The organism is Actinoplanes subtropicus, assembly GCF_000721705.1.
GTDB classification, from domain to species: domain Bacteria; phylum Actinomycetota; class Actinomycetes; order Mycobacteriales; family Micromonosporaceae; genus Actinoplanes; species Actinoplanes subtropicus.
The window spans coordinates 182480-209096 of record NZ_JOJL01000023.1; the positions used below are offsets into that span (position 1 = coordinate 182480).

Here is a 26617-nt window from a genome sequence, read left to right on the forward strand (position 1 = left end):
CGCTACGGTCGGTCCGGGCAGCGGTCGGATGCGGGACAGGGGTCGTGGATGTTCGGGTTGCGCAGGCGCGGGACGGTTCCGGTCACGGAGCGTCTGCCGCGGGCGATCGGGCGGCTCATCGAGGGCATTGCCCCACGCGCCGAGCGGGCCGCCCCGCAGCAGCGCCGGCACAACCCGGATGCCGTGGTCGACTGCGCGCTCTACGCGGCCGGCGTCCGGCGGCCCGGCGCGGTGCACTACGCGGAGGCGGCGCGCGCGGCTCGGCGGCGGCGGGGCACGTACGTCTGGCTGGGTCTGCACGAACCGGACCGGGCCACGATGCGCTCCATCGCCCAGGCGTTCGGCCTGCACGAACTCGTCGTCGAGCAGACCGTGGAGGCGGGGCACCGGCCGGCGCTGGACCCGACCGGCGAGGTGACCCGGCTGGTGGTACGCACCGCCCGCTACGTCGAGCACGAGGAGCTGACCGCCACCTCGGAGGTGGTCGACACCGGCGACGTGACCGTGCTGATCGGCCCCTGGTTCGTGATCAGCGTGCGGCACGGCGCGGCCGGCGCGCTCTGGCCGGTGCGCCGGGACCTGGAGAAACGCCCGGCGGTGCTGCGGGAGGGGCCGTGGGCGGTGGCGTACGCGATCGCCAACCGGATGGTCGACGAGTACCTGGCCGTCGCCGACGCGGTGGAGCGCGACCTGGAGCGGCTCGAGGAGGAGACCTTCGCCACCCACCCGTCCGCCGAGATCGCCCACTTCTACCAGCTCAAACGGGAGATGGTGGAGTTCAAGCGGGCGGTGCTGCCGCTGTCCGAGCCGCTGGGCCGGCTGATCGACCATCCGGACATGCCGGCCGGGCTGCTGCCCTACTTCGCGGACGTACGCGGACGTCTCGCCCGCGCGGTCGACCGGGTGGCCGGCTTCGACGACCTGCTCAACTCGATCCTGCAGGCGCGCCTCGCCCAGATCTCGATGAGCCAGAACAACGACATGCGGATGATCGCGGCGTGGGCGGCGATCGCGGCCGTGCCCACGGTCATCGCCGGCATCTACGGCATGAACTTCACCCACATGCCCGAGCTGGAATGGCGGTACGGCTTCTACGGCTCGGTCGCGCTGATGGGCGTGCTCTGCGCGGGCCTGTACTGGCGGTTCAAGCGCTCGGGCTGGCTGTGACTGCTTCGATCAACTTCACCCCAAACAACAAAGATCATCCGATCGTACGGGGTGAAGCACCGGCCGATCGTTCGTCCCCTCCGGACGGCGGTCACCGGCTCGACCGGTCCGCCGTAGCACGCCGTGACGACGAGTTACTAGCTTGGACCTCGTCCTACCAGCTTTGGATCTCGGCTCCGCCGGCGCCCGCGCGTCGCCGGCGGAAGAGGACCTGCGCCCGGCCGGTACTGCCCCCCAGCCGGCCGGGCGCATCCCTTTTATATGTGCGGCGACGGGATCGCCGGGTAGGCGCGCGGAACTTCTCAGAGACTAGAAGCCCCGGCGGCGAGGTGCGCCGTTTCCGCCGAATTCGGGCGGAGTTGGGGCGACCTCGCCGGGGGCCTTCCGGATCGGATCTCAGTGCTTGACGGGGCCGGCCGGCTTGGTGGGGCCGGCCGGCTTGGCGGGCTTGGCCGGCTTGTGCACGTTGGTCGTGTGGGTCTTGTGGGTCTTGTGGGTCTTGTGCGTCTTGTGGACCTTGTGGGTCTTGTGCGCCTTGTGGCCCTTGTGCTTGCCCGGCTTGTAGGACTCGGCCACGACGCTCTTCACGCCGGTCGCGCCCTGAGCGGCGACCGCGACAGCGGGGTGGGCCGGCAGACCCACCGGGTGGGCGGGCTGACCGGGGTGGCCCGGCTGACCGGGGTGGCCCGGGTTGCCCGGCAGGCCAGGGTGGCCCGGCAGGCCCGGGTGGCCCGGGTTGCCCGGCAGACCCGGGTGACCCGGGTGACCCGGCATGCCGTGTCCCGGCGGGGTCATGTTGCGCAGGACCGGGAGGGACAGCGTGAAGAGCCGAGTCTCCATGCGGGCCCGCTTGGAGCAGTCGTTGTACGAGATCGTCGTGCGCAGGCGGGCGACGCCGGCCTGGTCGTAGTGCGCGGTCAACTCGACCGGGGTGATGTCGGTGCGGCCCGGGCGGAGCGTGTCGCCGTTCGAGAACGTGGCGAAGCGACCCCGGCCGGAGTAGTCGACCTGGACATTGCGGGCGGCGACGCGGACCTGGACGTCGCAGACGCGCCGGTCGGTACGCCAGCTGATGTTGACCCAGTTGTCGGTGTGCGCCCGCACCGCGCGCAGCCACGTGGAGACCGGCTGCGGCCCGCGGATCTCGGCCGCGCTCGCGGGAGCGGTCGCGGTCACCGTGGCCAGGCCGACGGTCGCGGTGGCGAGGGCCATGATCGCGCCGATACGCCGACTGTTGTTCATCCATTCCTCCGGTGAGTGTCGAACGCCCTGCCACGCGGATGTCGCGCCGGGCAAAACGGACACTATGGGCAATGTGCCGCGCGGGTCGGCTTTTGGCGCGCGTTTCGGACTTTCCTTACCATTTCCGTACAAAGTGGTTAGATGGCGTTCGGCCGAAAAGACGATGTCAGCAGACATCCCGCGCCACGATGAAGGCGTACGCCAGAAGGGAGTCGGCATGTCGCTCAGCGGTGCTCACAAGGCGGCGTTCCGCCGGGAGGCGGCCCAGGAGGGCCAGGTGTTCGCGATCCGCGACCCGGCGGGGTTCCCCGCGCCGGCCGGCGAGGACGGGCGGCGCGCGGTGCCGTTCTGGTCCAAGCCGACCCGCGCCCAGCTGATCGTCAAACACGTCACCGCGTACGGCGGGTTCGAGGTCGTGCCGATCCCGGTCGAGGAGTGGCTGTCCACCTGGATGACCCGGCTCGAGCACGACAGCCTGCTGGTGGGGGTGAACTGGGCGGGGGCCCGGGCGACCGGCTACGACCTGACGCCCGGGCAGGTGCTGCGCTGGTTCGCCGAGCTGGAATCGGACGTCGCCGAGGACACGCGGATTCATACGGCCCGGCGGTAGTTGGGATCGACCCGGGCCCCTATGCTTGCGGCACCGCAAATACCTAGGGGGCGTTCGTGCGTAGCCTGCAGATCCTCGTCGTCGATGACGACGACGCGGACGCCCTCATGATCGAGGAGGCGCTGGCCGCCGCCGAGACGCACGCCCGGGTCGAGCGGGTCACCGACGGCCGGGAGGCGCTCGACTATCTGCGGCGCGAGGGGCGCTTCGCCGAGGCGAGCCGCCCCGACCTGATCCTGCTCGACCTCAACATGCCGCGGATGGACGGGCGCGAGACGCTCGCCGCCATCAAGACGGACGAGGACCTCAAGGCGATCCCGGTGGTCATCCTGACCACCTCGGGCGCGGCGCCGGACATCGCGGCGAGCTACCAGCAGCGGGCCAACGCGTACGTGACGAAGCCGTTCGGCCTGGATGACTTCGAGGCGACGGTACGGCAGATCGACCGGTTCTACCGCGAGGTCGCGAGCCTGCCGGACGCCGGCGACTGACGTCCCGTGTACCGGCGGCGGCCGCGGGGTACGTCCTCGGCATGACCGAGAAGGAACCACCCGAGGACCTCGGCGCGCCGGTGTCCTACCTCGTGCTCGCGGACGGCACGCCGGTGTTCGACCGGTCCGGCGACCGGGTCGGCACGGTCGAGCACGTGCTCGCCGACGAGGGCGCGGATGTCTTCCACGGGCTGCTGGTCAAGACCGCCGACGGGCACCGCTTCGCGCGGGCGAGCCTGGTCGACGGCCTGTACCAGCACGGGGTCATCGTCGCCGCGCCGGCGGCGGAGCTACCGGAGCCCAGCGCCGACCCGGCGGCTCAGCAGGCCGACGAGCTCCGGACCGGCCTCCGGAAGGCATGGGACTGGCTGACCCAGCCGCACTGACGCGGCGCCGCTCGTCAGCGGGATCGGTCGCGGTACGTCCAGTTGCCCGCACCGAGGGCGGACGCACCCCGCCTCGGCTGTTCGCCCTGGGCGGCCGGGGCCGAGACCGGCCGAGGGAGGGTGCCGGCGGCGGTGGAGCCGGGATCGATCCGGCCGGCCGCCTCGCGGCGGGCGGCCAAGTAGGCGGCCGCCTCGCGGTCCTCCTCGGTGGGCGCGGCCATCAGGGCGTACGCGAGGCCGAGGATGCAGAAGATCACGGTGGCGCCGATCGGCACGATCATGCCGGTCGCGGTGGCACCGCTGAGGTCGGCGGGCGCGTGCGTGGTGACCGACATCGCGAACATGCCGGTGAAGTGCATCGCGTTGACGGCGATGCCCATGACCAGCGCCGAGACGAAGATGGCGAGCGGCTTGTGCACCGTGACCGCCAGCCAGAGCGCGACCGAGGCGGCCACCACGGCGATGCCGATCGACATGCCGACCAGGGTCGCCGAGTAGGTGACCTCGCCGTTGAGGTGCATCGCGGCCATGCCGGTGTAGTGCATCGCGGCGACGCCGAGGCCGGAGATGATGCCGCCGGCCACGATCCGGACGTTCTGCCCCCTGGTGCCGAAGAGCGCGATCACCAGGCCGATGGCGACGGCGACGATGGCCAGGACGGCGCTGGCCGCGGTCAGGCCGACGTCGTACCGGATCGGCGTGCCGGAGACGCTGAAGCCCATCATCGCGACGAAGTGCATGCTCCAGATCGCCGTGCCGCCGATGGCGACCGACGCGAGGATGGTCCACAACACGCGCTCACCATTCGAGCGGGCCGACCGGAACCTCGCCGCGAGGGTGAGGCCGAGCAGTGAGCCCAACACGGACAGTAGGTAACTGATCGTGGGCGTGATCCACCCATGATCGAAGTGATGGATCTGCGCCATCGCGGTTCCCCTCTCACACCCCGGCTCCGCGCTGCATATTGCCTGCTTGATCGCGAACTTGTGAAGGAGTGTGACGAGGTCCTTTCACGTTTCGGATACAGATGTTGAAACAAGGCGCGAAGCTCACGTACCCGCAGGTCATCTCGGCATCGATCGGCATCGCTGAAATCATCCGACAATTTGCAGACCGCTCGCCACGCAAACTCCAGACATATCGGAAGCAGCCGTACCAACCGCCGCGATTCTGTCTGGTTCGTCAGGTTTGTTCTTGGAAGCGACCGCCGCCCGATAGGCGTCGCCAAGCCGCCTCGCGGCGTCGGCGAGCGGGGCGTCGGCAGACGCGCTCGCCGCGACGATTCCGTCAACCACTCCGGGGCTCATGAACGAGCCGGCCGCGACCGCCGCGGCGAGCCGGCCACAGGCGACCGATCCCGGCGGATCGTCGGCGCCGGAGCCAATCACGCTCGGTAGTGCGTCGCTCGGCGATGTGGCCGGTCGGTCGTTGCCCCTCCCGCCGTCGGCTCCGCCTCCGCCGCAGCCGGCGAGCAAGAGGCAGGCGAGCACGATCAAAAGCCGCACTTACCCAGATTAGGTCCTATTTGAGGTAGCTGAGCTTCTTCCACTCGGCATAGCTGACGTTGAAGTCCGTCCAGCCGTTGCCCTGCTTCAGCTTCTGCTCGGTGCCGCTGACCGTGATCGGGTCACCCATCATCGTGCGGCCGAACAGCCACGCACCCATCTTCTCCGACACATTGACGCAGCCGTGCGACACGTTGATGTGCCCCTGCTTGCCCTCGGACCAGGGCGCGGCGTGGATGAACTGGCCGCTCCAGGTGATCCGCTGGGCGAAGTCGATCGGGGTCTTGTAGCCGTTCACCGGGTCGGTGTCGGTGGTGTCGAAGACGGTGTGTCTCGCCTTCTCCATCACGATCATCGTGCCGCTCGACGACGGGGTGCTCGCCTTGCCCAGGCTCACCGGGATGGTCTTGATGACCTTGCCGTCCTGCTTGACGATCATCTGCTTGTTCTTGTTGTTGACCGTCATCACGAACGACCGGCCGATCTTCAGGTCGACGGTGAGGTCGCTCTTGCCGTAGTAGCCGTTGCCCAGCGGGACCCCGCCCAACTGCACCTTGTAGAAGACCTTCGAGTTGGCCTGCCAGAACTGTTTCGGCCGGAAGTGCACCTCGGTCGGGCTGATCCAGCCCCAGGAGCCCTCCTGCGCCGGGGTCGCGGTGACCGTCATGCGGCGCTCGACGTCGTCCCGGTAGCTCGCCGGGATCGCGCGGCTGAACTTGACGATCAGCGGCATGCCCACGCCCACGGTCTGGTTGTCGGCCAGGAAGCTGGTCACCCGCACGATCTTCGACGGCTTGGCCATCGTGGTGAACGTACTGCTGGTCGTGCCGCCCTTGCCCGCGGCGGCGGTGCCGTTGACGGTCACCGTGTACTTGGTGCCGTAGGCGAGCGCCTTGTCGGGGCGCCAGGTCTTCTCGTCCTTGTCCAGCGTGCCCTTGATCTCGGCGCCGCCGGCGTCGGTCACCGTGACCGAGGTGTTCTCCGGGTCGTCGCTGGTGAATTTCACCTCGGTGGCGGCGGCCACGTCCGTCGCGTTCGCGGCCGGCGAGACGACCGCGACGGTGCTGAGGGTCGGCGACGGCGAGGGCGCGGCGCTGCCACCGGCGGCTGCTGTCTGCTTGTCGCCGCCGCCCTGCCACGAGGGGGACTTGTCGCCGCGACCGCAGCCCGAGCCGAGCAGGACGGCGCCCGCGATCACCGCGACCCCGACGGATCGCCACGGCCGGCCAACTCGACTGATTTTCATGGTCCCATTTTGCCCGCGCGGCGCCGGGTCACCCATCCCGGAATCGTGCCGCGAGTACAACAGTCACCTATGTCATAGGGACAAGTCGCTTGTTTAGGGAGTTATCACTTCAGCGAGGTGGGGGACCGGTAGGGCGCTCCCCTTGACGAACTCGTCCCAGCTCACGTTCCACGGGGTCCAGCCGTCGCCGTACGCCAGCTTGGTGCCGGTGCCCTTGACCACCACGGGGTCGCCGATCAGCGACCTGTTGAACAGCCAGACCGCGTTGGACGGGGAGACGTTGACGCAGCCGTGCGAGACGTTCCGGTGGCCCTGGGCGCCGACCGACCAGGGCGCCGAGTGGACGAACTGGCCGCTCCAGGTCAGGCGCTGCGCGTACTGGATGTTGACGCGGTAGCCGGCCGAGCCCGCGGTGTCGGTGGTGTCGAAGACCGTCTGGGTCTGCTTGTCCATGATCACCATGGTGCCGCTGACCGAGGGCTTGCTCGGCCGGCCCAGGCTGACCGGCATCGTCTTGACCACCTGACCGTCCTGCAGGACGGTCATCTTCTTGGTCGCATTGTCGACATTCATCTCGAGCTTGCGGCCGATCTTCGCAACGGCCGACCGGTCCCGATCGCCGTAGCGCCCGCCGCCCGTGGCCAGGCCGCCCACCGCGATCCGCACGGTCAGCCTGGTTCCCGGCTGCCAGTACTCGGGCGCCCGGTAGTACGCCTGGGTGCCGCTGGAGGTCCAGGACCAGACGCCCGGCTGAGGCGGGTCGGTCCGCACGAACATCCGCTTCTGCACGGCGGCCCGGTCGGCCTTCTTGATACCCGGGTTGAACTCGGCCACGACCGGCATGGCGACGCCGTACGTGTGGTCGTCGAAGAGGTAGAGCCCGGTGCCCGTCCGGTGGGCCGGCGCGCCCATCGTGGTGAAGGAGGTACGCACGGTCTTGGTCAGGCCGCGGTCCGAGGTGGCGACGACGCTCGCCGCGTACGTCTCCTTGGTCTTGAGGGTCTTGCCCGGCACCCAACTGGAACCGTCGTCGCGCAGCGCGCCCGAGACGGCCTTGCCCTTGCTGTCGGTCAGCGTGACCGAGGTGACCTTGGCGCCGGAGACTTGGAAGCCGACCTCGGCGCTGGTCGGGACGTCGGTCTTGCCACTCGCCGGCGTCACCGAGAGCGTGATCGGCACAGTCGCGGACTCGGCGCTGGGCGCGGAACTGGCGCCGGCACTGGCCGCGGGCGTCGCGGCGGCGGCCGCTTTCTGCTTGTCACCACAGCCGGCCAGCGCCATCGGCGCGATCACCGCGGCGACCACGACCGTCATCAGCGAGCGCCGCATGCCGACCATCCCCGTAGGTCAAAATTTTGCAGTCCGCGGGCACATACTGCCCCATGCAGGCAAGGGCCCGGGTCATCCTTGAGGCTGATTCAAGCCATGCGGGCGGGGATGCCGGGCCGATTTCAAGGATCTCGGTGGTGCGTGCTAACGTTTCCGTCGTTGCCAGCGAGCGCCGCTAGCTCAACTGGCAGAGCAGCGGACTCTTAATCCGCGGGTTGTAGGTTCGAGTCCTACGCGGCGCACCACACGCGGCCAGGGCGTATGTCGATCGGTCGATCGGCTGCTCTGGGACGTGAGTCAGTTGTGAGTCCAGTATCGGGCTCACAATTAATTCCTTGTGGCCTCGTTTGACCACCGTGCGACGAGCGTCTATCTTGCCGCAGTGGCTCGGGTGAAGATCCCTCGCCGGGGCGGCGCTGTGCGCACCGCCCGGAGACGGCGCGGTGCTGCGCGGCGCAGGCCTCGGCTTGACGTGTGCGGTCCGCGGCCGGATCCTGGAGTGCCATCGATTGCGGGAATGCCTTACCGACGTTGTGGCTGCCGGGACCCTTTGACGGGTCGGCAGTGGGGTGCGCGGTGCCGCATCTTGGAAGATCCGTCCCATGGCCGCTGGTACTACTGGATCAAGGTGACTGACGCCTCGGGTCTTCGCAGAAGGGTCTGTCGCGGGAGCTTCGCGTCCGAACAGGCCGCGATAGCGGCACGGGACGAAGCGGTCGCGGAGCCCAGCCCGCGGGTACTCGCACAGGTGTGGACGGTGCGCAAGTGGCTGCTCGACTGGCTGGACCAGGTGCAGGTGCGCCCGTCGAGCTGCGCGGCTACACGACGATCGTCCACTGCCATCTGATTCCGGCGTTGGGGTCCCGCCGGTTGTCCGAGCTGGAAACCGCGCAGGTGCAGCAGGCGATGGACACGATCGCCCGAAAGCCGGCCCAGCGCGGCGGCGTCCTGGCCGCGTCGACGGTCGCGGGTGTGCTAGCGGTGTTGCGCAGCGCGTTGGGCTTGGCTCACGCGCGTGGCTACGTCCGGTTCAATGCCGCGGTTGGTGTGCTCAAGCCCCGCGGCACGCGGGTGACCGGGGTGGTGTGGACGCCCGAGCGGATCGCGGTGTGGCGTCAGACCGGACAACGGCCACCCGTGGCGGTGTGGGATCCCGACGGCGCGGCGAGGTTCCTGGCTGCGGTCGCGGACGATCCGCTACTGCCGTTGTGGCAGCTGGCGACGTTGTGCGGGCTACGGCGCGGTGAGATCGCCGGCCTACGTGGCGACGATTTCGACTTCGACAACGGGTACGTACGGGTCACCAAGCAGTTGCACGTCAACGGGTCACGGCGGTGGCTGGGACCACCCAAGTCGGCTGCCGGGATGCGGGCCGTGCCGCTGGATGACGTGACCAACGAGTTGTGCCGCCGGTATTGGCTGGAGGTGGCTGGCGATCCGCGGCGGGAGACGTCGAACGCGGATGGGGCGATGTTCCTCAAACCGGACGGCAGTCCGGTGACCCCGGACTATCTGACCCGCCGACTCGTCCGGCTGGTCGGACTTCATGATCTGCCACCGATCCGGTTCCACGATCTACGGCATCAGGCGGCCAGTCTGATGGGCGCCGCTGGAGTGGATCTGCAGGTGATCCGCAAGGTGCTGGGCCATTCCAGCGTGGTGACCACGGCGGACACATATTGGCAGGTGTTCCGAGAGACGGCGGTCGCGGCGGTCAACGCTGCCGCCGAGCTGGCGCGCCGCCGACGCAGGCTGGGCGCCGCGATCCTCGCGTGACGCGGTATCGGCGAACGGACCAGTGCGGAGATACGCAAAGGCATGTGGGACGCGAAAGCTCCCGGACGCCCGAAGTCGGCCAGCCGACGCCCCAGGTCTACCACTCACGATGAGTCACCCGAGGACGTGGGCTGAAGGCCCTGGGGGTAGGGACCGATTTCGGCCGGTGGTATCCGCAGCGGGTGGCGAGCGTGCGTCGCACGACGTCGAGCAGGGTGGTCGCTCGCTGCTGGCGCGTTCGTAATCGGTCATGCCCCGGGCACGGCTCCAGTCGCGCCGGCGGCCGACCGGGTCGTCGTTGGCCCGTTCGAGGCTCGGGGCGAGCGCGGTGCGCAGCGCGCCGGGGGTGTACATGTTGCGGGCGGTCGCGCCGATGTGGGCGACGACATCGGCGATGCGCCATCCTTTCGCGGCCCTGGGTGCCGCCGTTCGCCGTAGCTAACAGAGGCGCCCTGTACCGCGCCCTTTGTTGCGAATGCCCTCGATCGTCTGGAGTAAGCAGCGTGGCGGGCTGGCGCATCAGACCCCGGCCAAGGCCGGGAATAGATCCAACTTGCCCAGCTCTCGAGTTCACCGGCGCCGACGGTAAGCCGAGAACATGCACGGCGCGATCATCCGCGCCCGGCGACCGGCGAAAGTCGGGTGGCGCTAGGGGCGTTGTGGCCACGTGAGATGGATGACCCGCCGGGTAATGCGCCAGCCGTCGTCGGTGCGTCGCAGGTCGTCGGTGTAGACGACGCTGGCGACACCGCCGCCCTCCAGCAGGCTCAGACCTTTGGATCGGGCCCGCACCTCGTCGCCCGGGCCTTCCGACACGACGATGTTCGTCGTGTGGTGGGCTTTCGCGTGTCCGGGGACGTTCAGGACGGTCGCGATCGCGTCCAGCCCGACGACCGGGTCGAAGCCGAAGACGCTCCCGTCCCAGATCGCGTCTTCGGTGAGGCATTCGCCGAGACGGTCCAGTTCCTGGTCGTCCATGATGTGCGCCCACAGCGCCAGGGCCCTGCTGATTTCGACGATGTCTTCATTCGTGGGTTTCACGTTCGGGTCTCCATTCTGTGTGTTGCTGGACCAGGCCTTGGCGCCGCTCAGCATGGCCAGCACCTGGTCGTAGGCGCCGTTGGCCTCGGCGATTCTCACCTTCGTCGCAGGGGCCGGGCACGCCCGGCACTCTCGACTATGGAGGTGTAGCGGCCGGGGCGGGAGAGGATCACTTATCCCGTCACGCCTTGGGGATCAAGCCAAGGCGTGACCGTTGAAGGTGATCTTGACGTCGACGTTGCCGCGACTGGCGTTCGAGTACGGGCAGACGCCGTGCGCCGCCGCCATCATGCGGGTGGCATGCTCACGATCGGGAAACCTGCGGCACGGTCATCCCGCCACCCGCCACGACATCCACATCGCCACAAGGACAACACCGGATGGTTGGTGAGTTGGCCAAGGCGGACGACCCGCCTGATCCTGTGCAGGCGGCACAGTTGGCGGCCGGCAGCACCCCCACGTCGGTGCCGGCCCGTAGGCGCTTGAGGCCGTAGACGGGGCCCGCCAGCACAAAGACGCGACCTCACCGGTCTCACCACCCGGCCGCCTTCGCGGCCAGCGAGGCCCCGATCTGCCGCCCCTCCGGCGACGTCTGCCTGGTCACCAGCGGCCACCGCGAGATTCGAGTGTTGTCCACAACACCCAGACGATCACGCGACGGCCGCCCTACAACCTTGGCCTGAACCAAAATCTAGAACATGGTGTTGTCGTTCGCGGAGGTCTCCGGCACGGCCTGGATCACATCCCAGTGCTCCACGACCTTCCCGTTGCGCACCCGGAAGAGATCCATGAACGCCTGGCCCGGCTCACCGGGGGCGGTCACAGCGTGGCTGTGGACCACGACGAGGTCGCCCTCGGCGATCACCCGCTTCCGGGAGAATTGCACCTCCGGGAACGCCGCGAGGTACGCAGCGAGGCCCGCCTTCGCGCCCTCCAGCCCGTCGGTGGCGAACGGGTTGTGCTGGTGGTATTCGGGCCCGAAGTAGCGGTCGATCGCCGACAGGTTCTTCCGCACGACGATCTCGTCGAAGGCCTCGGTGACCACCTTCTTGCTGGACGCCGTGAGCCACGCAGGCCCCGGCTGCTGCGTGCGCGGCAAACTCTCCGTCGAGAACATGTCGTTGCCGTTCGCGGAGGTCTCCGGCACGTTCTGGCTCACGTCCCAGTGCTCGGCGATCTTCCCGTCCTGGAAGCGGAAGATGTCGAACACCGCCGCGCCCCGCGTACCCGGCGTCGTCACCACGTTCGAGTGGACCACCACCAGGTCGCCCTCGGCGATCACCCGCTTGACGTCGTACTCGGCGTGCGGGAACTGCTGGTGAAAGCCGACGCCCAGCTTCTTCAGCGCCTCGGCGCCGTCCGGTGCGAACGGGTCGTGCTGGATGTAGTCGCGGCGGACGTAACGGTCGACGACACCGGTGTCGCCCTGCTCGAACACGCCCTTGAGGACGCGGACGGCGACGGCCTTCTGGTAGCCGAGGCGGGCGAAGGAGTCGTAACCGGCGTGGTCGGCGGAGGCGGTCGGCGGTGCCGCGGCGGCGGGCAGGCCGGCGGCACTCAGCAGGGCGGTTGAGGCGAGGACTGCGACAAGTGCGCTGCGAGCACGCGTGGTAGGGGTCACGGGGGCGCTCCTTAAGGAGAGTGGGACAGAAGGCCGGGACGCTTTGAGACGGTTGCCCGGTTGGTGCTGCGGCCGGTTCAGGCTGCCTTGACCGCGGCGGCGACGACGTCGGTGAGCGGCGTATTCGGGCGTCCGATGAGTCGTTGCAGGTCGGTGCTGGCGGTGAAGAGGTCGCCGCAGCTCACGCCGAGGTCGGAGTCGACCTGGAGGGCGGCAAACGGCGCGGGCAGTCCGGCGTCGAGCAGCATCTGGGTGTACGCGTCGGCGGGCAGGCTCTGGCAGGTCACCGGCCTGCCGCTCTGGGCGGCGACCTCGGCGGCGAATTCGGCCATGGTGAAGGGTGTGCCGCCCAGTTCGTACGCGTGCCGTCATGACCGTCGCTGGTAAGGACGGAGGCAGCGGCGGCGAAGTCGGCACGGGTGGCTCACCCGATCGGGCGCGGCCTCCGCCGTAGGTGCGACCGGCGGCGGATTGCTTTGCGTCCGGCCGACCGGTTCCTCGTGTGTTCCGGGTCAGGCTTTGAAGCTGCTGAGCATGGTCAGGACCTGGTCGTAGGTGCCGTTGGCCTCGGCGTAGCGGAGGAACTTGGCGCCTTCCACGACGATTTCCTTGGCGTCGGGTTGGGCGTCCAGCAGGGTCAGGGCCTCGGTCAGGAAATCGTCCAGCGGCATGGACTGCTCGTTGTCCTGCTGGCCCATCAGGGCGGTCCGGACCGGTGGCGGGGCTACCTCGATCACCTGGACTCCGGTGTCGGCCAGTTGCACGCGCAGGCTCTCGGTGAACGAGTGCAGGGCGGCCTTGGTCGCGTTGTAGGTCGGGGTGACCGGCAACGGCACGAACGCCAGTGCCGAGGTGACGTTCAGGACGGCGGCGTCGTCCTGGGTCACCAGGTGCGGCAGGAAGGCATACGTCATCCGGATCGGGCCGAGCAGGTTGGTGGTGATGTGGTCCTCGGCGGTCGGCAGGTCGGCCGGGTCGAGCAGGTTCTCGGGCCGCTGGATGCCGGCGTTGTTGATCAGCACGTTGAGGTGCGGGTGGCTCGCCGTCAGGGTTTCCGCGGCGTGGGTGATCGACGCGGGGTCCGCCACATCCAGGACGAGCGTGTCGATGCCGGGGTGCTCGGTGGCGATCTGGTCGAGCAGGTCCTTACGCCGGCCGGCCACGATCACCGTGTTGCCGGCCTCGTGCAGGCGCAGGGCCAGTCCGAGCCCGATGCCCGAGGTGCCGCCGGTGATCAGGATCGTGTTGTTTCCGTTGCTCTTCATGAGGTGTGCTCTCCTTCGCTACGGCAAGGACCGAGGCGCGCCCCGGCAGCTCCGACTATGCGGGCGTCTCGGCCGGGGCGGGAGAGGACGGCTTGTCCATGGACCGGCGATCCTCCCTACGGCTCGCCTGGTTTGATCAGCCCACGGGGGCTCGCCCGGTTTGATCAGCGGAACGGCTCAGCCAGGGATTGCCGATCCCTGGCTGGAACGTCCAGCGGCGGTCACCATGGAGATCATGCAGAAGAAGGAGCTGGCGGAGTTCCTGCGCCGGCGGCGCGAAACGCTGCAACCCGGCGACGTCGGCCTGTTGTCCGGCCCGCGTCGGCGTACCGGAGGGCTACGCCGCGAGGAGGTCGCGCAGCTCGCCGGCATGTCCACCGACTACTACGCCCGGCTCGAACAGCAGCGCGGCCCGCAGCCCTCCGTCCAGATCGCCACCGCCCTCGCCCGCGCATTGCGCCTGACCCTGGACGAACGCGACCACCTCTTCGGCCTCATCGGCCACAACGCCCCCGCCCGTTTCCACAATTGCGAGCACGTCAGCCCCACCCTGCTGCGGGTCCTCGACCGGCTCGACGACACCCCCGCCCTGGTGCTCTCCGACCTGGCCGACGTCCTGGCGCAGAACCCGGTCTCTGTCGCCCTGACCAGGGATCAGACCCGCCATACCGGCCTGGCCCGCAGCGCCTACTACCGCTGGTTCACCGACCCGACCGAACGCCTGTTCTATCCCGAAGAAGACCACCTGGACCTCGGCCGCACCCATGTGGCCCTGCTGCGCGCGGCGCTGACCACCGGCAGTGACACCCACCGAGCCGCCCGGATCGTCGCCGAACTCCAGCAACACAGCCCCGAGTTCGTCAGCCTCTGGCAACGGCAGGAGGTCGCCCAGCGCTACGACGACCACAAGAGCTTCGTGCATCCCGAACTCGGCCGCATCGACCTCGACTGCGAGTTCCTGTACGCCGAGAACCGCGCTCAGACTCTCATCGTGCTGACCGCACGCCCTGGCACGGAGAGCCACACCAAACTCCAACTACTGTCCGTAATCGGGCACGAGCAGCTCACTTCCTGACCGCCGGGTCACGATCACGCGCCCACCCATCGGGGGGCGGTACCCGCCGTACACCTCGGCGCGGTCCTGCTCCATCAATCCATGAGTTAGGAAACAGACATGCCCACCCTCGGGATCATCGGAAGCGGAAACATCGGCGCAGCCGTCGCGCGTCTCGCGGTAGCGGCCGGTATTCCCGTCGTGGTGTCGAACTCCCGCGGCCCGCAGAGCCTCGCCGGCCTCATCGCCGAGCTGGGCCCGCTGGCCTCGGCCGGCACCGTCGAGCAGGCGGCCCAGGCCGGTGACCTCGTCGTGCTGTCGGTACCGCTCACCGCGCACACCGCCGTCCCGGCAGCACCGCTGGCGGGCAAGATCGTGCTGGACACCAGCAACTACTACCCGTTCCGTGACGGCCGGATCGCCGAGCTGGACGAAGGCAAGCTCACCACCAGCGAGCTGGTGCACCGGCACCTCGACGCAGCGCGGCTGGTCAAAGCGTTCAACAACATCCTGGCCCACCACATCCCCCAGCTGGCCCGCCCCTCCGGCGCGGCCGACCGCACCGCACTGCCGGTCGCCGGTGACGATGCTGGAGCGAACGCCGACGCGGCGACGCTGATCGACCGGCTCGGCTTCGACACCGTGGACGCCGGCCCGCTGGCGCAGAGCTGGCGCTTCGAACCGGAAGCCGCAGCCTACACACGCCTCTACCTCGCCGATCCGGCCACGCCCGCTGAAGAGATGCTCCAGGCGCCCGGCCGGCTCGTGCCCGCCGCGGAACTGCGACGGGCTCTGCAAGCAGCCCGGCGGGTATCGGTAGCCGACCGGACCTTCTGACAGACGCCACGACGGCACCCCCACGAGGTCCTGCCGCCGGTTACGGCCGAGTGTGGCGGTTCGGCTGTCGATGCGACTCAGGGATGGCACCACGCGGGCGGCTGAGCTGAAATTCTGCCGCCTGCGGCTGTCGCGCGCTATCCCACGGTTCCGCATGGTAGGTGTGACCGCCCGCCGATGCGGTGTCAGCCGTGGAAGCAACGCCGGTCGTGTCCGTGCCGGCGTCCGGTCGGTTGTGTACGGTGCGTTGCGGCAGGACGCCCCCGCTGGGCGACCGGACGCTCGCCGCCGCGGCCAGATCGCCCGGTACGTCCGCCTCGTTGACGAGTTCCCCATCACCGTCAACGGCAAGGTTCGCAAAAGTCGACATGAGCGCCGCGGTCGCTCGAACTCCTCGGGCTACGCCACCCGAGCGGGACGCCTGACTGCGAGCCGGTGAGTCCACCGTCCCAGGGAGCCGGTCAGGATCGGCGTATCGAGGCGGCGTGTGGGCGCCACTGCACCGGGCCCCCTGCCCTGCCGGGACGTCAGGGGGTGAGCTGCTGGTGCCCGATGACGGAGAGCAGTTCGAGTTTGCTGTGGCTGTCTGTGCCGGGGCGGGTGGTCAGCACTACCAGAGTTTGGGCGCGGTTCTCGGTGTACAGCAGCTGGGCGTCGACGTCGATGCGGCCGAGTTGGGGATGGAGGATGGTCTTGCAATCGCCGTAGCGGGCGACCTCCTGAAGTTCCCACATGCGGACGAACTCGGGGCTGTGTTCCTGGAGTTCGGCGAGGATTCGGGCGGCTCGGGGGGTGTCGCTGCCGGCTGTCAGCGCGGCCCGCAGGCGTGCCGCCTGGGCGCGGCCGTGTTGTTCGTGGGTGTCCTCGGGATACACCAGGCGTTCGGCGGGGTCCATGAACCAGCGGTAGTAGCCGCTGCGGGCCAGACCGGTGTGGCGGGTCTGGTCGCCGAGTAGCGCGACGGCCAAGGGGTTCATGGCGAGGGTGTCGACCAGGTCGGTCGTTACCAGGGCCGGGGTGTCGTTCAGGCGGTCCAGGACCCGCAGCAGCGTCGGGCTGACATGGTCGCAGCGCTGAAAGCGGGCCGGGGCGTTGTGGCCGACGAGGACGAACAGATGGTCGCGTTCGTCCAGGGTCAGCCGCAGCGCCCGGGCGAGAGCCGTGGTGATCTGGACCGAGGGCTGCGGAGCGCGCTGCTGTTCCAGCCGGGCGTAGTAGTCGGTGGACATGCCGGCGAGCTGCGCGACCTCCTCGCGGCGCAGTCCCTGCGTACGCCGCCGCGGCCCCTCGACCAGCCCGACGTCGCGGGGGCACAGAATCTCACGCCGATGCCGCAGGAATTCCGCCAGTTCCTTGCTGTCCATGCCGCCATCCTCGCCGCATCCCGCCCGGCTATCCAGAGACCGCCGATCCATGGATCAGCGGTCCTCTCCCACCCGCGCGAATCCGGTGATTACCTGAGGCCATGCCACTCGAAGGCGACTATGAACCCAGCCCCAGCCAGTGGGTACGCGACCAGGTAGATCTCTACGAGAGCTCCGGCGGCACCGAAGGCACCCACCCTCGCGGCAGGCCGACGATCCTGCTGACCACCCGCGGCGCAAAGACCGGAAAGCTCCGCAAGACTCCCGTGATGCGGGTCGAGCACGAGGGCACGTACGCCGCCGTGGCCTCGCTCGCCGGCGCCCCGAAACACCCGCTCTGGTATTTCAACATGGTCGCCAACCCACTGGTCGAACTCCGCGACGCCACGCAGACCTGGGACATGAAAGCTCGGGAGATCCACGGCGAGGAGAAGGCCCTGTGGTGGCAGCGTTGCTTGGCTGCGTACCCGGATTATGCGGACCATCAGAAGAAGACCGAGCGGGAGATTCCGGTCTTCCTCCTGGAGCCGGTCGAGAACTGACTCGCCCCCGGGCCCGGCCTGTCGCGCTTCGATGCGGTCAGGTCGGGTTGGGTCAGTCCGACGCCGATCATCTCGGCCAGGTGGCGCATCTGATGGTCGAAGTACTCCCATGCCGCGGTCAACCTGGAGGCGCTGGCCTGGATCGCGGCCAGCGGGCAGCACCATTACCGAGCCGCCACCTTGCTCGGCGCCGCCGACGCCCTGTGGACGGAGATCGGCACACCCGCGCCGTGCGCGCCGACATGGTTGGCCACCACCGGGCATGCGAGGGGCAGACCCGCGCCGGCTTCGGGGAGGCGGCATTCGCTGACGTCGTCGCTCGCGGCCGGTCGCTGTCTTACCACGACGCCATCACGTACGCCCTCAACGAGCGGAGCGGGCCGCCGGTACCGCCCCGTCGGAGGCTGCGAATCCGCTGACCCGCCGGGAGTGCGAGGTCGCCGACCTTATCGCCCAGGGACTGAGCAACAAGGACATCGCCACCAGACTGGTCATCTCCCAGCGCACAGCCGAGAGCCACGTCGAGCACATCCTGACCAAGCTCGGCGTGACGAACCGAGCCCAGGTCGCCGCCTGGAAGGCGACCCAACAGTCACACAGCACGTCGGTGCCGGCGGAGATGAGGTCGACGTGCGAGGTGTCGGGCCAGCGTGGTGGCGAGTTGTTCTGCCACGTCGGGAGTGCAGCGCAGCCGGACGATCCAGCTCTGGCGGCCCCGCAGCCTCTCGTCGGTCATGCCGACGATCCTGAATCCGGCGGTGGTGCGCAGTTTGCGAAGCTGCGGGCGACGGTCTGGTCGGACACTTCGAGGATCTCGACGATACAGCTGAACGGCGCCCGCCCGTCCACCTGGAGCGCGTGCAGCAGCTTCGATCAAGCGCGTCGGTCGAAGAAGGCTGCATCGATGGCTCGCGTTTCGAGCGGGTGATGTTCACGTCATGTCCTACGACAGCGCTGGGTGTCCTGGGACCGGAAGGGTCCGGTCCAGGCCGCTGCGTGGCGCTGTGCCCGTCCCTACGGTCGGCGCGTGTGCCGGCGCTGGCTATCCGGCTGCTGAGTCGTGCCGGTACGTCGGGTGTTGCCTCGGCGCGGGGCCGGCGCTCAGGAGGGGCGGCTGCCTGCGGGCGGTACCGTCCGAGTGTCGGCGGTGGGCAGGTCGGGGTTGCGTTGGCCTTGGACGGAGGAAGCCGGGCCTGCGGCCGGCGGGGCCGGCAGCTGGGGCCGGCGCAGCAGGACGAATCCCACTACGGCGACCAGCAGGGTCAGGACGGCCGCGACGACCAGACAGAGGTGAAGACCGTCGATGAACGCCTGCGACAGGGCGCCGAGGACACGCGGGGCGTCCGCGCCCAGGCGAAGCCCGCCGACCGCACGCAGTCCGCCGGAGTCCGCGGCCTCGGTGACGCGCCGGACCGTCGCCCCGCCCAGCCCCGCGTCGGTGAGGTGTCCGGGCAGAGCGTCCACGGCCCGAGAGGACAGCAGCGCGCCCAGGACAGCCGGGCCGAGGGCGGCGCCGAGCTGACGGAAGGCGTTGTTGGCGGCGGCGGCCATACCGGCCTGGTGGAACGGCACCGAACTGACGGCGGTGGCGGTCATCGGGGTCATGACGAAAGACACGCCCAGGCCGAGCAGGGCCAGTCGCCAGGCTAGTGAACCGAACGAGGTGCCGGCTCCGATCGTGGTCAGCGATAGCATCCCGACCGCCGTGACCAGCAGGCCGCCGGGAATCAGCACCCGAGCAGACACCCGGTGCACCAGGCGCCCCATGGGGACACCGAGGACCAGCGGCACCAGGCACGCCACCAGCAGCCGCCAGCCCGATTCGAGGGTTCTGAGGTGCTGGACCATGCCGAAGTAGAGGCTGAGGGCGAAGAAAGACCCGATGAGCCCGAGGAAACTGATCAGGGCGATCAGTGCGGTGGCGGTGAAGGAGGGGCTGCGGAACAGTGTCAGGTCCAGCATCGGGCTCGGGCTGCGCCGCTCCACCAGGACGAAAGCGACCGATGCGACAACGGCGGTGGACAGGGCAAGCATCACCTTCGTACCGGTGAAGGAGTCGGCGCCGGCCTCGATGATCCCGTAGACCAGAGCGGTGATGGCCAGCGCGGCGGTGAGCTGGCCGGGCCAGTCCAGTCGGCGCGTGCCTGGGGCACGGGAGTCGGTGAGCAGCTTCGTCGAGACGACCAGCGCGAGCCATGAGACGGGGATGGGCAGCAGGAAGAGCCAGCGCCACGCGAAGTGCTCGAGGATCACGCCCGCGATGACGGGGCCGAATGCGAGGGCGGCCATCAGGGAGGTCGCCCACACGCCGATGAACCTCCCGCGCTCGCGCGGGTCGGGAACTGCGTGGCTGATCAGAGCCAGGGTCGTGGGCAGCAATGCGGCCGCGCCCAGGCCGGCGAGGGCCTGCCCGGCCCAGACGACCTCGATCGACTGGGCGCACAGTGCGATCAGGGCACCCAGACCGCTGAAGGCCAGGCCTGCCTGGAAGACCTTCTTACGGCCGTGCACATCACCGAAGACGCCCGCGGTGAGGATGAGCGCGGCCATGGGCAGCACGAACGCGACGCTCACCCAGGACAACTGCGAGGTCGATGTGTCCAGCGCCCGCTGAATGGCGGGCAAGCTCGCCGAGACGGCGGTCACCGGCAGATAGGCGACGAACACGCCGACGCAGGCCATGACGAGCGTGGCCGCCCGCCGGTCCTGCGGCGCGTTCGCCGTGGTCGTGACGTTCACGAAAGACTCTCTCCCGGGAGACGCGCCGGCGAGGGCGCGGGCGAAGGTGGTCATGATCAGTCCTTGTGCGGGAAGGGGGTGCTCTGTCACGGCGTCAGTAGCGGGCCTTGCGGGGCACGACGCTCGTCGACTGCCTGGTCACCCAGCCGGTGGATCGGGCCGGTGCCCAGGGTCAAGGACCGGCCCGTGCCCTGGTTGGCGTGGGCGATGATCTCCGCGGTGATGGAGATCGCCGTCTCCTCAGGCGTGCGCGCACCGAGGTCGAGACCGATCGGGGAGCGCAGCCGAGCCAATCGGTCCGGCGCGACGCCCGCCTCGCGCAGGAGACGTAGGCGTTCATCGTGCGTCCGCCGGGATCCCATCGCGCCCACGTAACCGACGGGCAGATCGAGTGCCAGCTGCAGCAGGGGAATGTCGAACTTGGAGTCGTGGGTGAGGACGCAGACGGCGGTACGGCCGTCCACCTCGGTGCGCTCCAGGTAGCGGTGCGGCCAGTCGACCACGACCTCGTCCGCGTGCGGGAAGCGGGCCGCGGTGGCGAAGACGGGGCGGGCGTCGCACACGGTGACCCGATAGCCGAGGAAGCGGCCGGCCTGGCTGAGCGCGGCGGCGAAGTCGACCGCGCCGAAGATCAGCATGCAGGGGCGGGTTGCGGCCACGTGGACAAGGACGGACAGCCGATCGGGGCAGGTGCCCGCGTCCCCGCCGAGCGAGACGAGCACGGTGCGTCCCGCCCGCAGCTGGGCGGCGGCCCGGTCCGCCACCGCCTGGCCTGTTGGCCCTGCGGCCATCGTCGCGTCGGCGATCCAGCTGTCACCGAGAACGCTCAGGGTGGCGCCGATCAGTCGGTCGGGCCCGTCGACGACTTGTGCCACGGCGGCGGGTCGGCCTCCGGCGATCTCGGCCAGGGCCGCGCCGAGATGCGGCCGGGTCGCGGGGTTGATGCGCTGGACGAGGACGTCGAGTTCGCCGCCGCAGGTCAGGCCCACGGCGAAGGCGTCGTCGTCGGAGTAGCCGAACCAGGCGCGCCGGGGAGGACTCTGGTCGAGGAGCACCTCTTGGCACAGTTCGTAGACCGTGCCCTCGACACAGCCGCCGGAGATGCTGCCGACGGCGTTGCCGTCCTCGTCTACGGCGAGCGACGTACCGACGGGCAGGGGTGCGCTTCCGGTGACGTTGACGACGGTGGCCAGGGCGAAGGGGCGTTTCTCGCGGCACCAGCGGTGCAGTGTGTCCGCGATATTCAGCATGGTCGTCCTCCGGAATCGCCGTGGGCAGGGGTGGGGCGGGCGTTCCTGCCCGGAATGGTCCCGACGAGTTGACGGCCTACATCACGTCTTCGATCCGGATGGGCAGCCGGTTCTGTCGCTGTCCGGTGGCGTGGAAGACCGCGTTGGCGACAGCGGCTGCCACGCCGATCATCGTGAGCTCGCCGAGGCCCTTGACCCCGACCTCGCTCAGGAGCAGGTCGGGCTCGTCGATGAAGTCGAAGTCGATCTCCGCTATGTCGGCGTTGACCGCGACGGGGTATTCCTCCAGCGTGGTGTTGAGGAATCCGCCGAAGCGCGGGTCGACCTCGCTCGACTCCCGCAGCGCCTCGCTGATGCCCCAGATCACGCCACCGCGGACCTGACTGGCCGCGGTGACCGGGCTGGCGACCCGGCCGCAGTCGGCCACGCAGAGCGCCCTGGGCACTCGGATGCGTCGTGTCGTGGCCTCGATGCGGACCTCGACGAAGTGAGCGGCCCAGCTGAAGGCGGTGAAGTCCGGGAAGACCGGACCCGCAGCGGAGAACAGGCCGGCCCGGGAACGGTCGAGCATTTCGGGGGGCTGGCCCGGTCCCACAGAGGTCACCTCCACCTCCGGCGACCCGTGCCCGGTGGCTCGAACCGCGGCTGCCACCTCCACTGTCCCGGTGTCACCCGCGCCGAGCCGCTTGCGCAGCTCGCGCAGTGCCTTGTGCACCGCGGGCAACGCGGTCGCGGTGCCCCACGCGCCGGCGGTGAGATGCTGCGGCGCGACGCGCGTGTCACCGACCCGGACGACGACGTCCTGGACGGGAACACCGAGGTCCTGCGCGACCAGCAGAGCGATGGCAGAGCGGATGCCCTGCCCCATCTCGTGGCCGTCGACGCCGACGGTCACCCGGCCGTCGGCTCCCGCGGACATCCGGGCCACGGCCGGAGCGACCAGGACCGGGTGAGCGCCGACAGCGACGCCCAGGCCCACCAACGATCCGTCAGCGGCACGCATCGACCCCGGCCGCGGATCCCGCTTCTGCCATCCGAACCGCTCCGCACCCCGCGTCAGACACTGCGCCAGGTGGCGGGAGGAGAAAGGCAGACCGGTGACCGGGTCCGTGGCGGTGTCGTTGGCCAACCGCAGCTCGACGGGGTCCTGGCCGGTCGCGTAGGCCAGTACGTCGACGGCCGACTCGAACGCGAAGCTGGCCGGGCCCTCGTTCGGGGCCCTCATGAATCCCGGCGTCTGGACGTCGGTCTGCACCAGGCGCTGACGTCCCCCGAAGTTGGGTACCGCGTACAGCCGCGACGTTATCTCCGTGTACATGGCGGGGTACAGGTCATGGCGCGACGTCTGGTGATCCGCGTCATGCAGGGCGGCCAGGAGCCGCCCCGATGGGTCGGCGCCGAGCCGGATGCGATGCCGACTGACCGGCCGGAAGCTGCCGGTGTGGAACGTCTGCCGGCGCGGAATGACCAGCTTGACCGGACGCCTCAGCCGGCGTGCGGCGAGCGCCAGCGGCCCGATGTGCGGCTGCAGCGCGTTCCGGGATCCGAATCCGCCGCCGATGTACGGCGAGATCACGTCGACGTCGGCCGGATCCAGGTTCAGTTGCGCGGCGACTCCGTGCCGCAGCGCGCCGGCGTTCTGGGTGCTCTCGTGCACGACGAGCCGGTCGCCCTTCCATTGCACGACTGAACTGATCAGTTCCATCGGGACCTGGTGCTGGGCCGGGTGCAGGTAGGTCTCGTCGATCTGCACCGGACTCGCCGCGTACGCGGTCTCGGCGTCGCCCACCTTGACGTCGGGAAACCAGGGCAGGGCTTCTTCCTGCAGGACGGAGGTGGCGCCTTCGTCGTCGATTCCGACGGCGAACGGCTCGATCTCGTAGCGGGCCCGGACAAGGTCCGCCGCCTCGGTGGCGGCGACCAGGGTGTCGGCGACGATCAACGCGATCGGCTGGCCTCGATAGGCGACGACATCGCTGAGCAGCGGCTGCAGGCTCTGAAAGGCGAAACCTCCACCCATCAGGAACCCGGGGCCGCGCAGTTCGTCCTCGTCGAACCGGGTCAGGACCAGACGGACACCGGGTACCGCCTCGGCCGCTGCGGTGTCGATGGACACCGTGCGGCCCTTGCCGATCGTGGCCACGGCGAACATGGCATACGCCAGGTCGTCCGGGACCCGGTCGGCGCCGTAGCTGGCGGTGCCGGTGACCTTCTCGTGGGCGTCGACGCGACCCAGGTCCGGGGTCTTCATCGGGCGGCCTGCTTCCCCGCGGTGAGCAGTGCGTCAGTAACGGTGCGGATGCCCAGTTCGACGCGGAACGCGCCGGTGCGAACAGGACGGGCATCGGCGAAGGCGACTTCCCCCGCGTGACGGGCGGTCCCCATGGTGAGTTGTTCGCCGAGCAGCGAGCGTTCCGCTGCCGTCGCCCGCCAGGGGCGCGTGGCGACCCCACCCAAACCGATCCGGCAGTCCGTGACCGTTCCCTGGGCGTCCAGCGTCACGGCGGCGGCGGCCGAGGTGAGGGCGAAGGCGTAGGACTCCCGGTCACGGATCTTGTGGTAGGTGGAGCCGCGACCGGCGGGTGTCGCGGGAACGCGGATCCGCAGGATCAACTCATCGGCAGCCAGGGTGTGTTCGAGCACGGGGTTGTCTCCCGGCTCGACGTGCAAGTCGCCGAGTGGTAGCGTCCGCTCGCCCCGTGGGCCTACCACGTCGAGTTCGGCGTCGAACGCGATCAGGGCTACGGCCCAGTCGCCCGGGTAGGTGGCGATGCAGGCATCGCTGGCGCCCAGCAGCGCGTGGGTGCGGTCCAGTCCCTCGAGCGCCGCACAGCCGCTGCCCGGATCCCTCTTGTTGCAACCGAATTCCGCTCCGCCGCGGAAGTAGCCGCATCGCGTGCGTTGCAGCAGGTTCCCGCCGACCGTCGCCATGTTGCGCAGTTGCTGGGACGCCGCCCGCCACAAGGATTCCGACAGCGCCGGATAGTCGCGGCGTACGACCGGATGGTCGGCGACCTCGGCCATTTTCGCTCCCGCCCCGAACGACAGTTCGCCCTCGCCCGTGCTGATCTCGGTCAGCTCAGCGAGACGGTGAATGTCGATGACGGCCGGCGGAGCCTCGACGCCGAGCTTCATCAGGTCGTACAGGGTCGTGCCACCGGCCAGGATCTTGGTCCCCGGCTCCGCGGCGGCCAGGGCATCGACGGCCCCGGCAACGCTGTCGGGCACGACATAGGCGAATGAGCGCACCGTCTACACCTCGGTCTGCTTGGTCTGGTCGGCCACCCGGCGGATGGCCGCGGTGATGCCGATATACGCGCCGCATCGGCACAGGTTGCCGCTCATGTACTCACGGATGTCGCCGTCCGTCTCGGTGTGGCCCTCGGCCAGGCAGGCCAGGCCGGACATCACCTGCCCAGGTGTGCAGTAGCCGCACTGCAGGGCATCACAGTCGACGAACGCCTGCTGCAACGGGTGCAGCGTGCCGTCCGGCGCCGCGACGCCTTCGATGGTTGTCACGTCCCGTCCCGCGACCTGGACCGCCGGAGTCAGACAGGACACGACACGCCGGCCGTCGATGTGCACCGTGCAGGCGCCGCAGTGCCCCTGATCGCACCCCTTCTTGGTTCCGGTCAGCACGAGACGCTCGCGCAGCACATCGAGCAGAGACTCGCGAGGATCCAACTCGAAGCGCACCTGCTCGCCGTTGACGGTGAACGCCGTCTCGACAAGGCCAGCCGGCCGTCCGGCGGTCGGCGATGTCTTCATCATGGCTTCCCAATCCTTGGTGACAGGGCCCCGACAAAAGAGGGGGCAGCGGAGACCGGCAACCGCCTTCTCGGCCGACTACCAGCGACGCTCGTGGCAGTTCTCTAAGCAGCGGCTGTCGATTTGACGACCGAGGTGAGCGGGTGGCTCTTTCGTTGCGGCGGGCTGGTGAACACGCTGCGGTTCCCGCCGGGCGTAGTAGTCGGTGGACATGCCAGCGAGCTGCGCGACCTCCTCGCGGCGCAGTCCCTGCGTACGCGCGCGGCCCCTCGGCCAGCCCGACGTCGCGGGGCGCAGAATCACATGTCGGTGCCGCAGGAATTCCACCAGTTCCTTGCTGACCGTGCCGCCAGCCTCGCCGCACCGAGCCCGGCTATCCAGAGACCGCCGATCCATGCCTGAGCCTTCCTCCCCACCCCCGGCGAAGCCGCCCGCGCGGCCCGGCGCCAAGGGCGCTCGCAGCGAGACGACCCGATGGTCACCTGTCCTGCATGACTCGCTGGGAAATCGCCAGCTGTCGGCGGTGCGCCGCAGACCGCCTTCCAGGCCGACGGCCAGCGGCGATGGTCCTGGGCCGATGCCGCCCAATGCCTTGCCTGCATTTCAGGTCGGTCAGCTGCCGCTGATCATGGCGAGGACGTTGTCGTAGGAGCCGTTGGCCAACGCGTCGCGGATAAACCGGGCGGGCTCGACGACCAGTTCCTTCGCGTCGGGCTTCTCGCGCAGCAGGTCGAGGGTCTCGGTGAGGAAGTCGTCCAACGGCATCGACTGCTCGCTGTTCTCCTGGCCCATCAGGGTCGTGCGCACGCCCGACGGGACCACCTCGATCACCTGGACGCCGGTGTCAGCACCGGCGAGCTGGATGCGCAGGCTCTCGGAGAAGGAGTGCAGCGCGGCCTTGGTCGCGCTGTAGGTCGGGGTACTCGGGTACGGGACGAACGCCAGCGCGGAGGTGACATTCATGACGACCGCGTCGTCCTTGCCCACCAGCAGCGGCAGGAAGGCGTACGTCATCCGGATCGGGCCGAGCAGATTGGTCGCGACGTGATCCTCGGCGACCGGGAGCCCCGCCGGATCGAGAAGATTTTCCGGCAGCATGATGCCGGCGTTGTTGACCAGCACGTTCAGCCCCGGGTGGCTCGCCGCCACGGTCTCCTGGGCCTGGGCGATCGAGTCGGCGTCCGCCACATCGAGGACGAGCGCGTCGATGCCCGGGTGCTCGGCCGTGATCTCGTCGAGGAGTTCCTTGCGCCGCCCGGCGACGATCACCTTGTTGCCGGCCTCGTGCAGACGCACGGCCAGACCGAGGCCGATGCCCGAGGTTCCGCCGGTGATCAGGATCGTGTTGCCGGTCATCTTCATGCGGGTCTCGCTCCTTCGTTAC

Annotated in this window: 25 protein-coding genes, 1 tRNA gene and 1 pseudogene; 10 read left to right on the forward strand and 17 right to left on the reverse strand. The window is 69.3% G+C overall.

From position 1 onward, the window contains the following. The first annotated feature begins 48 nt into the window (after window positions 1-48). On the forward strand, window positions 49-1167 hold the full coding sequence (locus tag IH26_RS0130920; protein ID WP_030439788.1) for a magnesium and cobalt transport protein CorA: 1119 nt from the start codon (window positions 49-51) through the stop codon (window positions 1165-1167). A gap of 396 nt (window positions 1168-1563) precedes the next feature. Here IH26_RS0130920 and IH26_RS62300 read toward each other — a convergent pair whose 3' ends face one another. Next, window positions 1564-2409 (reverse strand): collagen-like triple helix repeat-containing protein, encoded by an 846-nt coding sequence (locus IH26_RS62300; RefSeq protein ID WP_030439789.1) that lies wholly within the window; start codon window positions 2407-2409, stop codon window positions 1564-1566. Between the two features lie 217 nt (window positions 2410-2626). Here IH26_RS62300 and IH26_RS0130930 point away from each other — a divergent pair, with 217 nt between their 5' ends. From IH26_RS0130930 to IH26_RS0130940, 3 genes are read left to right on the forward strand one after another with little or no spacing between them, the layout of a single operon-like run. After that, window positions 2627-3019, forward strand: coding sequence for a DUF2750 domain-containing protein (locus IH26_RS0130930; protein WP_030439790.1), 393 nt, complete (start codon window positions 2627-2629; stop codon window positions 3017-3019). A gap of 56 nt (window positions 3020-3075) precedes the next feature. Further along, a complete protein-coding gene (locus IH26_RS0130935) occupies window positions 3076-3510 on the forward strand; it encodes a response regulator (RefSeq protein ID WP_030439791.1) in 435 nt (144 codons plus the stop codon). A gap of 41 nt (window positions 3511-3551) precedes the next feature. Beyond that, entirely contained in the window at window positions 3552-3896 is a 345-nt protein-coding gene (locus IH26_RS0130940; protein WP_030439792.1) for a PRC-barrel domain-containing protein, read from the forward strand. Between the two features lie 14 nt (window positions 3897-3910). Here IH26_RS0130940 and IH26_RS0130945 read toward each other — a convergent pair whose 3' ends face one another. The 4 genes from IH26_RS0130945 to IH26_RS0130955 form a co-directional block, all read right to left on the reverse strand. Further along, on the reverse strand, window positions 3911-4690 hold the full coding sequence (locus IH26_RS0130945) for an MHYT domain-containing protein (protein WP_245665658.1): 780 nt from the start codon (window positions 4688-4690) through the stop codon (window positions 3911-3913). 300 nt (window positions 4691-4990) lie between these two features. Beyond that, window positions 4991-5401: a hypothetical protein gene (locus IH26_RS58495; protein WP_084599191.1), complete on the reverse strand. Its 411-nt coding sequence runs from the start codon at window positions 5399-5401 to the stop codon at window positions 4991-4993. A gap of 16 nt (window positions 5402-5417) precedes the next feature. Beyond that, window positions 5418-6647 carry a L,D-transpeptidase gene (locus tag IH26_RS0130950; RefSeq protein ID WP_030439794.1) on the reverse strand — a complete coding sequence of 410 codons (1230 nt, stop codon included), beginning with the start codon at window positions 6645-6647 and terminating at the stop codon, window positions 5418-5420. A gap of 93 nt (window positions 6648-6740) precedes the next feature. Further along, window positions 6741-7985 carry a L,D-transpeptidase gene (locus tag IH26_RS0130955; protein WP_030439795.1) on the reverse strand — a complete coding sequence of 415 codons (1245 nt, stop codon included), beginning with the start codon at window positions 7983-7985 and terminating at the stop codon, window positions 6741-6743. Window positions 7986-8145: 160 nt separating this feature from the next. On the opposite strand from IH26_RS0130955, the gene IH26_RS0130960 reads away from it, so the two are divergent. Continuing rightward, a tRNA-Lys gene (locus IH26_RS0130960) sits at window positions 8146-8221 on the forward strand. 520 nt (window positions 8222-8741) lie between these two features. Then, window positions 8742-9752, forward strand: coding sequence for a tyrosine-type recombinase/integrase (locus tag IH26_RS54200; protein WP_157437465.1), 1011 nt, complete (start codon window positions 8742-8744; stop codon window positions 9750-9752). A gap of 648 nt (window positions 9753-10400) precedes the next feature. Here IH26_RS54200 and IH26_RS0130970 read toward each other — a convergent pair. The 4 genes from IH26_RS0130970 to IH26_RS0130995 form a co-directional block, all read right to left on the reverse strand. Further along, window positions 10401-10892, reverse strand: coding sequence for a nuclear transport factor 2 family protein (locus IH26_RS0130970; RefSeq protein WP_211268780.1), 492 nt, complete (start codon window positions 10890-10892; stop codon window positions 10401-10403). Between the two features lie 592 nt (window positions 10893-11484). Continuing rightward, window positions 11485-12414, reverse strand: a complete 930-nt coding sequence (locus IH26_RS0130985) for a nuclear transport factor 2 family protein (protein WP_030439797.1) — start codon at window positions 12412-12414, stop codon at window positions 11485-11487. Window positions 12415-12491: 77 nt separating this feature from the next. Beyond that, window positions 12492-12746: a Rossmann-fold NAD(P)-binding domain-containing protein gene (locus IH26_RS54205; RefSeq protein ID WP_051808775.1), complete on the reverse strand. Its 255-nt coding sequence runs from the start codon at window positions 12744-12746 to the stop codon at window positions 12492-12494. A gap of 180 nt (window positions 12747-12926) precedes the next feature. Then, entirely contained in the window at window positions 12927-13679 is a 753-nt protein-coding gene (locus tag IH26_RS0130995) for an SDR family oxidoreductase (protein WP_030439798.1), read from the reverse strand. Between the two features lie 235 nt (window positions 13680-13914). Here IH26_RS0130995 and IH26_RS0131000 point away from each other — a divergent pair, with 235 nt between their 5' ends. Together IH26_RS0131000 and IH26_RS0131005 are read left to right on the forward strand one after the other, a co-directional pair. Further along, entirely contained in the window at window positions 13915-14754 is an 840-nt protein-coding gene (locus IH26_RS0131000; RefSeq protein WP_030439799.1) for a helix-turn-helix transcriptional regulator, read from the forward strand. Between the two features lie 99 nt (window positions 14755-14853). Next, the gene (locus IH26_RS0131005) at window positions 14854-15570 is read left to right on the forward strand and encodes an NADPH-dependent F420 reductase (protein ID WP_030439800.1); all 717 of its coding nucleotides are present in this window, start codon (window positions 14854-14856) and stop codon (window positions 15568-15570) included. Between the two features lie 527 nt (window positions 15571-16097). On the opposite strand, the gene IH26_RS0131010 is transcribed toward IH26_RS0131005, so the two are convergent. Continuing rightward, a complete protein-coding gene (locus IH26_RS0131010) occupies window positions 16098-16934 on the reverse strand; it encodes a helix-turn-helix transcriptional regulator (RefSeq protein WP_030439801.1) in 837 nt (278 codons plus the stop codon). 101 nt (window positions 16935-17035) lie between these two features. On the opposite strand from IH26_RS0131010, the gene IH26_RS0131015 reads away from it, so the two are divergent. Together IH26_RS0131015 and IH26_RS64665 are read left to right on the forward strand one after the other, a co-directional pair. Continuing rightward, complete coding sequence (locus IH26_RS0131015) at window positions 17036-17476, forward strand: nitroreductase family deazaflavin-dependent oxidoreductase (RefSeq protein WP_030439802.1); 441 nt, start codon at window positions 17036-17038, stop codon at window positions 17474-17476. 415 nt (window positions 17477-17891) lie between these two features. Further along, window positions 17892-18038 (forward strand): annotated as a pseudogene (locus IH26_RS64665) (response regulator transcription factor); the annotation flags it as partial. Between the two features lie 170 nt (window positions 18039-18208). Here IH26_RS64665 and IH26_RS64670 read toward each other — a convergent pair. The 7 genes from IH26_RS64670 to IH26_RS0131050 form a co-directional block, all read right to left on the reverse strand. After that, a complete protein-coding gene (locus IH26_RS64670; RefSeq protein WP_425394414.1) occupies window positions 18209-18343 on the reverse strand; it encodes an AsnC family protein in 135 nt (44 codons plus the stop codon). A 234-nt stretch (window positions 18344-18577) separates the two neighbouring features. Then, window positions 18578-20269 carry an MFS transporter gene (locus tag IH26_RS0131025; RefSeq protein WP_084599193.1) on the reverse strand — a complete coding sequence of 564 codons (1692 nt, stop codon included), beginning with the start codon at window positions 20267-20269 and terminating at the stop codon, window positions 18578-18580. A 32-nt stretch (window positions 20270-20301) separates the two neighbouring features. Beyond that, entirely contained in the window at window positions 20302-21465 is a 1164-nt protein-coding gene (locus IH26_RS0131030; protein ID WP_051808777.1) for an XdhC family protein, read from the reverse strand. A gap of 76 nt (window positions 21466-21541) precedes the next feature. Further along, complete coding sequence (locus IH26_RS0131035; RefSeq protein ID WP_030439806.1) at window positions 21542-23716, reverse strand: xanthine dehydrogenase family protein molybdopterin-binding subunit; 2175 nt, start codon at window positions 23714-23716, stop codon at window positions 21542-21544. Then, on the reverse strand, window positions 23713-24714 hold the full coding sequence (locus IH26_RS0131040) for an FAD binding domain-containing protein (protein WP_030439807.1): 1002 nt from the start codon (window positions 24712-24714) through the stop codon (window positions 23713-23715). The genes IH26_RS0131035 and IH26_RS0131040 overlap by 4 nt, the downstream gene beginning before the upstream one ends. Window positions 24715-24717: 3 nt before the next feature. Then, window positions 24718-25233: a (2Fe-2S)-binding protein gene (locus IH26_RS0131045; protein ID WP_051808794.1), complete on the reverse strand. Its 516-nt coding sequence runs from the start codon at window positions 25231-25233 to the stop codon at window positions 24718-24720. A gap of 612 nt (window positions 25234-25845) precedes the next feature. Further along, window positions 25846-26595 carry an SDR family oxidoreductase gene (locus tag IH26_RS0131050; RefSeq protein WP_030439809.1) on the reverse strand — a complete coding sequence of 250 codons (750 nt, stop codon included), beginning with the start codon at window positions 26593-26595 and terminating at the stop codon, window positions 25846-25848. Between the last annotated feature and the right edge of the window lie 22 nt (window positions 26596-26617).

Excerpts from the sequence above, each read along its gene's own strand:
- IH26_RS0130920 (WP_030439788.1), top strand. The coding sequence starts at position 49 with ATGTTCGGGTTGCGCAGGCGCGGGACGGTTCCGGTCACGGAGCGTCTG.
- IH26_RS62300 (WP_030439789.1), bottom strand. The coding sequence starts at position 2,409 with ATGAACAACAGTCGGCGTATCGGCGCGATCATGGCCCTCGCCACCGCG.
- IH26_RS0130930 (WP_030439790.1), top strand. The coding sequence starts at position 2,627 with ATGTCGCTCAGCGGTGCTCACAAGGCGGCGTTCCGCCGGGAGGCGGCC.
- IH26_RS0130940 (WP_030439792.1), top strand. The coding sequence starts at position 3,552 with ATGACCGAGAAGGAACCACCCGAGGACCTCGGCGCGCCGGTGTCCTAC.
- IH26_RS0130950 (WP_030439794.1), bottom strand. The coding sequence starts at position 6,647 with ATGAAAATCAGTCGAGTTGGCCGGCCGTGGCGATCCGTCGGGGTCGCG.
- IH26_RS0130955 (WP_030439795.1), bottom strand. The coding sequence starts at position 7,985 with ATGGTCGGCATGCGGCGCTCGCTGATGACGGTCGTGGTCGCCGCGGTG.
- IH26_RS54205 (WP_051808775.1), bottom strand. The coding sequence starts at position 12,746 with ATGGCCGAATTCGCCGCCGAGGTCGCCGCCCAGAGCGGCAGGCCGGTG.
- IH26_RS0130995 (WP_030439798.1), bottom strand. The coding sequence starts at position 13,679 with ATGAAGAGCAACGGAAACAACACGATCCTGATCACCGGCGGCACCTCG.
- IH26_RS0131000 (WP_030439799.1), top strand. The coding sequence starts at position 13,915 with ATGCAGAAGAAGGAGCTGGCGGAGTTCCTGCGCCGGCGGCGCGAAACG.
- IH26_RS0131005 (WP_030439800.1), top strand. The coding sequence starts at position 14,854 with ATGCCCACCCTCGGGATCATCGGAAGCGGAAACATCGGCGCAGCCGTC.
- IH26_RS0131010 (WP_030439801.1), bottom strand. The coding sequence starts at position 16,934 with ATGGACAGCAAGGAACTGGCGGAATTCCTGCGGCATCGGCGTGAGATT.
- IH26_RS0131015 (WP_030439802.1), top strand. The coding sequence starts at position 17,036 with ATGCCACTCGAAGGCGACTATGAACCCAGCCCCAGCCAGTGGGTACGC.
- IH26_RS0131025 (WP_084599193.1), bottom strand. The coding sequence starts at position 20,269 with ATGACCACCTTCGCCCGCGCCCTCGCCGGCGCGTCTCCCGGGAGAGAG.
- IH26_RS0131030 (WP_051808777.1), bottom strand. The coding sequence starts at position 21,465 with ATGCTGAATATCGCGGACACACTGCACCGCTGGTGCCGCGAGAAACGC.
- IH26_RS0131035 (WP_030439806.1), bottom strand. The coding sequence starts at position 23,716 with ATGAAGACCCCGGACCTGGGTCGCGTCGACGCCCACGAGAAGGTCACC.
- IH26_RS0131045 (WP_051808794.1), bottom strand. The coding sequence starts at position 25,233 with ATGAAGACATCGCCGACCGCCGGACGGCCGGCTGGCCTTGTCGAGACG.
- IH26_RS0131050 (WP_030439809.1), bottom strand. The coding sequence starts at position 26,595 with ATGAAGATGACCGGCAACACGATCCTGATCACCGGCGGAACCTCGGGC.